Raw genomic sequence first — 6,000 nt, forward strand, 5'->3', positions numbered from 1 at the left:
CTATTTACGATTCTCACCGCAAATAGGGCGTTTCTTTTTTATTCCATAATTTAAGAAGATATACTAACCATTCACAATAAAAGTATATACATCGTTATAAATACAACCATTTACCCTAATAATGTACTTCCCGGGTTTACTAAAACGAATTGTGTATTTATTTAGCTGAATTGCTTCTTTATCTCCAGAAAGAATATCAATGCTTCTGCCACTTAATACATATAATTCATTTAGATTCATCGATACATCAATTGCATTGAAATTCTCCTCTTTCACTTGCTGTGATTCCGCAGCGCTTATACTTGGTTCTAAAAACAGTAGTCCACTTAATCCAATCGTCCCCGCTAAAGCAACTCCCGCAAACTTTTTAATTTGTTTCATTACAATGACCTCCTTATAGATTTTGCGTAAAGGTGATGTCCTCCCTTACACCACAAAGCCTATATGTAATGAAATAAAAAGTAAACGAGGACAGTAAGACAAACTTCTACATCTTTTTCTCCTATTGAATATAAATCCAACGTTTGGAGTTTTGTCACATTTAAAATTGTTTGCTTAAACCAATTTTTAATTATATTATTCAGAAACTGAATAATTACTTATTGATTTAACATTCTAAAAATAGTTGATAAAAATGCTTTCTATTGAAATAAAAAAGATTTTGCTATAAAAGTAACTTTTACAACAAAATCCATACAACCAACTTTATTCCGCTTTCCATAATCTCTCTACATTCATTAATTGTTCTTCATTAAATTCCATCTTATATATATCTGGTTTTGACGTATTCATTAAAAATTCAAAATCATATTGTTCATCAAAATAGTTCATCATTAATGTCATGACAAGCCCATGTGTACCAATTACAATTTTTTGTCCTTGAAAATCCATTAAGATTTCTCTTAATACTTTCACTACTCTTCTCTGGCAATCCGTATATGACTCTCCTTCCGTTCGTGCAAAATCCGGATTAGAGAACATCTTCTTTACAAGTGGATACACTTCTTTATCTGATATAACCTGATTCTCACTTAAAAACATACACTCTTTGAGATTTTCATATATTAATACTTCTTTTTCATAGAAATTGGCTGCTTTTTCTATCGTTAACACAGCCCTTTTATACGGACTTGAAATAAAAGTATCAATTGCCTCTGCTTTTAATATGTCCGTTACTCTATGAGCGTCTAAACTTCCCTTTTCAGTTAATCCCCGTGTTCTTTCACTCCCTTCTAATTTTGGTGATTCACCATGCCTAACCATATAAATATATGTATTCATACTTCCTCCTTGAAAATATTCATTCGTTTTTTATAAACTTTGCTGATTTGTTCGTCTAATCCATTCTCCTACTAAACTCTCAAATAATTCAGGCTGTTCAATTTGCAAATTATGCCCTGCCATATCTAACACCGCTAATGTCGCTCTTGGGTAATCATCAATAATTTCTATAATATCTTGATAACCTACCGATATATCTTGTCTTCCGGCTAATAACAGAACAGGTTTCTCATATTTCTTACGGTGAAAATCTATAGTAAGAGAGTAATTTTTTTGCAACCTTTCAATAAACTCATAATTAGCAACATCTAACCCCGGCTTAATTTCCTCTTGAAATCGCTTATATGTATATTCATTTGCTACTACTGCTAACTCGCTAAATTCTTCTCTTTCGGTAGAAGTTAACGTATTTAAAAACTCCTTATCTTGTACAATTATCTGTTTATCCGGTAAACATCTTTCTTTTTGCATCGCAACAACCACAGGACATATTAATAATAGTCCATTGACTCTCTCAAACATTTTTGAAAGTATCCCTCTAGCTAAATATCCACCGAAAGACTCTCCTACTAGTAAAAAATCTTCCTTTGGAATGATTTCTTCAATAAACATAGTTAACACTTCTAATATATGATCTGAACTATTTATCCAATCTGGAGCGTTCGACTTTCCCATTCCAGGTAAATCAATATATATTCGCTTATAACCTTCATCTTTTTGAAATACTGATTCCATACATTTCATCATTAACCTATGGTCAGGAGCACAGCCATGTATGATAATGACTGGTTTTCCTTCTCCAACAATTTCATAGTATATTTCTGCATCTTCAATTCGAAATAACATAAAAAATCCTCCCTATTTATACATTCCTTTTGAATGGCAACACTATCAAATTTATAAGAATACACGTTCCCAATTTACATCCCCTACAATTGATTGTCAAATTTAAATTTTCAGACTAAAAATAAATCAGCTTCCTTCTATTTTTATTTCCTAGAAGAAAGCTGATTTATTTTACCCTATCCAATTTGAAACCTTGTTCTTATCAGTTTTGTTACCCCTTATTCTTCTATTTTCATCAACACAATTCTCCAACCATCTGGGTCCTCAATCGTTATCCCCTTATCTTTCCAATATGGATTTTCTGGTTCCACTTCATCGTATCCCAATGCATGCAGCCTTTTACTCACCTTTTTCATTTCACTATCTTCACTCATATAAAATACAAGTAAATTATCTTTTGTCGGAGCTGGACAAGGACTCCCATCAATATGTCTTGTAAATTCTAAATGATACTCTTCATCTGGGAGCCCAAACATGACCCCATCATAACCTTCATGATCGTAAAATTCACCTATACGTTTTAAGCCTAATCCTTTTTCATAGAATGCTATAACCTCTTCAAACTTATTCGTCGGACGTGCAATTCGAAACTTCACCAAATTTTTCATGATTTTCCTCCCATACTAAAAATTTCAAAAATGTGTTACGTATTATTGTACATACGTAACACATTTTTGAAATTACTCATTAGTATAAGAATAAATACATACAAAGGTCTTACTTAAAATAACCTCTATCAGTCAAAAATTAAAATTCAAAAAAGCCTTTATCATTTTATATGCAATTTTGCCTCTCTACTTTCAAATCACTAAAAAACCTTTACAATTCAAAAGATGACTAAATATACAATTTCTATTTAAAATCTTTATACAGTATATACTATCAAATGCAATATTTTTCATTTTTTAGAGCAATTACACTTTTCAAAACTTCCTTATAAACATGATTTTTATAAGGAAATCTGATACAATTCTTAAATAATATTATTATGTATAGATATTACGAATATAGTGCATAATTAAAGAAGGTGATTTTATTGGAATTAAATAAAAATTTACAGCTATGTATATTAATTGGAACATTAATGTGTTATTCAATCTATTTTATGTTTTTCTATCTGTTCCCCACTCATTTTTCAAATTCGGATGTACGCTTTGCTTCCCTTATTGTTGAAGCCATTACATTTGTATCACTCATTTATTCTATATATTCTAAAAAAGTTAGTTCAAATCCGTTTTGGATATGTATCACGAGAGCAATTGGTAGTTTTTTATTAGGAAAAATAGTATATACATATCAAGAGAGTTTCTTCAAAATTCCAATACATCGTTTTACTATTTCTGATGTGTTTTATATGCTTTTTCTACTCTTCTGTCTTATCGCTTTCTGCTATAAAATCCTAAAAGAATGCGATAAATGGGAAAAAGCGTTCTTTATTTGTGATATATGCATAGTACTTACTTCCATATTCACATTGAGTGGTATTTATTTAATCAACCAAATTTAAATATATTCTCTCTTTCACTAGGAGATGTTTTCCTTTCATTTCTATATCCAATTGCAGATTTATTATTTCTTCTACTAGGTGTTAGTCTCTTTTTCCGTCCAACAATTTTTAATTCTAAACGGAAAATTTATATCTTTATTTTTGTATTAATAAGTTCTGCAACTTTTAACTATATTTATTTTTACTTACATAACCATTTATCAACTGAAACGATAACACTATTACGTCTTTTATATAGAATACCTATATTACTTATTGCAATAGCTGGATCTATTTCAGAAGATCGTAATAGTCATAAAAATTATTTCATTGTAAACCCTATAATAGGAAAAAAGGCTTTAGTTGTATTTCCCTATCTTGCTGTTGCAATACTAATCGGGTTTACGTTAAAAGAACAAACAGCATCTTCCATTCTCATTACGGGAAATTGTATTGCTTTTATTTTCGTACTCATTCGTCATTCTATTGTACGTATGCAAAACAATTCTCTAACCAAACGTTTACAAGTATTCAATGCCCAATTGGAAGAAAAAGTTAGATTACGAACTTCAGATTTAGTTCATAAATCAGAGGCTCTATCTCAAAAGCAACAAAAATTCAAATCATTATATGAATATCATCCTGACCCTATTTTTACAATTGATTTAAATGGCGTATTCTTAAATGTAAATAAAGCTGGAAGTATACTACTCGGTGCACCAACGGATGAGTTACTTGGTGAAACTTGTTTTTCGATTATTTTAGATGAAGATAAACATAAACTAGCATCAGCATTAGAAAAAGTGAAACAACAAGAATCGGCATCCATACAACTTAGTTCTCAATATAAAGATGGCTTTACTTATTTTTTATACGTTACCATCGTCCCTATTATGATAGACGGTCAAATTTCAGGAAGCTATATTATGGTGAAAGATATTACTGCACTAAAAAAACAGCAAGAAGAAATTAAATATTTAGCATTCCATGATACTGTAACGAAAATTGGGAACCGTGCCTTTTTCCATAAGAAATTAAAAAAAGTTATAAAAAGTGCTAAAAAAACAGAAAACGAGTTTGCATTATTATATTTAGACTTCGATCGCTTTAAAGCAATCAACGATACACTTGGACATTCGGCCGGAGATTACATATTAGAAGAAGTTGCAAAGCGATTCCAATCATGTCTTCCATCACATACTCATCTGTCAAGAATTGGTGGTGATGAGTTTACAATCTTAATTGAAAATTATACTGACGAATATGCCTTATTCGAGTTATGTAACCAATTATTTGAAAGCATAGAAAAGCCGTTTGTCATACATGAATATACATTAACTTTATCACTGAGTATCGGCATCGCTATTTATCCACATTCTGGAATCGATACCGCTACACTTTTGAAAAACGCTAATGTTGCAATGTATGATGCAAAGGCAAAAGAGCTTAACGCTGTCTCTATTTATGACGATGTAATCGCTAAAAAAATTGAAAGACGATTACGATTAGAGAAAGATTTACCAAATGCAATACAAAATGAAGAATTATTCCTTTTGTATCAACCTCAAGTTAATAGTGAATCTAATAAAATTATCGGTGCAGAAGCTCTAATCAGGTGGAATCATCCCGAATTAGGCGTTATTTCTCCATACGAGTTTATTCCGATTGCAGAAGAAACACTACAAATCATTCCAATAGGAAAATGGACATTAGAGCAGGCTTGTGAGCAAATGAAACGTTGGCACTCACTCGGATATTCACATTTAAAAATAGGTGTGAATTTATCTGCTAAAGAATTTGAACAAGAGGATTTTGTAAAGTCTATTTCTTCTACTTTAGCAAATACAGGTTTACCAGCAAGTTCTCTCGATCTTGAGTTAACAGAGCGAATTGCAATGATGGATGAGCGAGAAACATTGATAAAACTGCGTACACTAAAAAGTTTAGGGATTCACATTTCAATCGACGACTTTGGTACAGGCTATTCTTCGCTAGCTTACTTACCTTTATATCCAATCGATACGTTAAAAATTCCACGAGAATTTATTACAATGTCTGAAACATGTGACGATGGAATGGAAATTATTAAAACAATCATCACATTAGCAAATACATTAGGAATGTCAGTTATCGCTGAAGGTGTAGAAACGAAAAAACACGTGAGTTTCCTTCAAAAAAATAATTGTCAATTGATTCAAGGCTACTACTACAGCAAGCCTATTCATGCTGATTCATTTTCTACTCTTCTCAAAAAAGGTGTTCGTTATAACCATTAGCGCAAATACATACAAGAAAAAGGAAGAAGAGCCCGTAAAATGTACCCTATAGAATAGACACTTAAAAAAAAGTCTATTCTATAGGGTCTTTCTTGTATAATGAGAGAAAAA

Annotated in this window: 4 protein-coding genes and 1 pseudogene; 1 reads left to right on the forward strand and 4 read right to left on the reverse strand. The window is 31.2% G+C overall.

The features are described 5' to 3' along the window. Window positions 1–63 precede the first annotated feature (63 nt). The 4 genes from PDQ33_RS21500 to PDQ33_RS21515 form a co-directional block, all read right to left on the reverse strand. Window positions 64–381, reverse strand: a complete 318-nt coding sequence (locus PDQ33_RS21500; RefSeq protein WP_000809486.1) for a hypothetical protein — start codon at window positions 379–381, stop codon at window positions 64–66. Window positions 382–705: 324 nt separating this feature from the next. Beyond that, entirely contained in the window at window positions 706–1,281 is a 576-nt protein-coding gene (locus PDQ33_RS21505) for a histidine phosphatase family protein (protein ID WP_061131623.1), read from the reverse strand. A 30-nt stretch (window positions 1,282–1,311) separates the two neighbouring features. Further along, window positions 1,312–2,127, reverse strand: a complete 816-nt coding sequence (locus tag PDQ33_RS21510; RefSeq protein WP_061131622.1) for an alpha/beta fold hydrolase — start codon at window positions 2,125–2,127, stop codon at window positions 1,312–1,314. A gap of 218 nt (window positions 2,128–2,345) precedes the next feature. Next, window positions 2,346–2,735 (reverse strand): VOC family protein, encoded by a 390-nt coding sequence (locus tag PDQ33_RS21515; RefSeq protein WP_061131621.1) that lies wholly within the window; start codon window positions 2,733–2,735, stop codon window positions 2,346–2,348. Window positions 2,736–3,163: 428 nt separating this feature from the next. Between PDQ33_RS21515 and PDQ33_RS21520 the strand changes: the two are divergent. Next, a pseudogene (locus PDQ33_RS21520) lies at window positions 3,164–5,889 on the forward strand (putative bifunctional diguanylate cyclase/phosphodiesterase). Window positions 5,890–6,000: the final 111 nt, after the last annotated feature.

It is taken from the genome of Bacillus cereus group sp. Bc031 (assembly GCF_027716265.1).
Classification (GTDB): Bacteria; Bacillota; Bacilli; order Bacillales; family Bacillaceae_G; genus Bacillus_A; species Bacillus_A paranthracis.

Bases quoted from the DNA above. Each gene is read 5' to 3' on its own strand.
- PDQ33_RS21500 (WP_000809486.1), bottom strand. From the start codon at position 381: ATGAAACAAATTAAAAAGTTTGCGGGAGTTGCTTTAGCGGGGACGATT.
- PDQ33_RS21505 (WP_061131623.1), bottom strand. From the start codon at position 1,281: ATGAATACATATATTTATATGGTTAGGCATGGTGAATCACCAAAATTA.
- PDQ33_RS21510 (WP_061131622.1), bottom strand. From the start codon at position 2,127: ATGTTATTTCGAATTGAAGATGCAGAAATATACTATGAAATTGTTGGA.
- PDQ33_RS21515 (WP_061131621.1), bottom strand. From the start codon at position 2,735: ATGAAAAATTTGGTGAAGTTTCGAATTGCACGTCCGACGAATAAGTTT.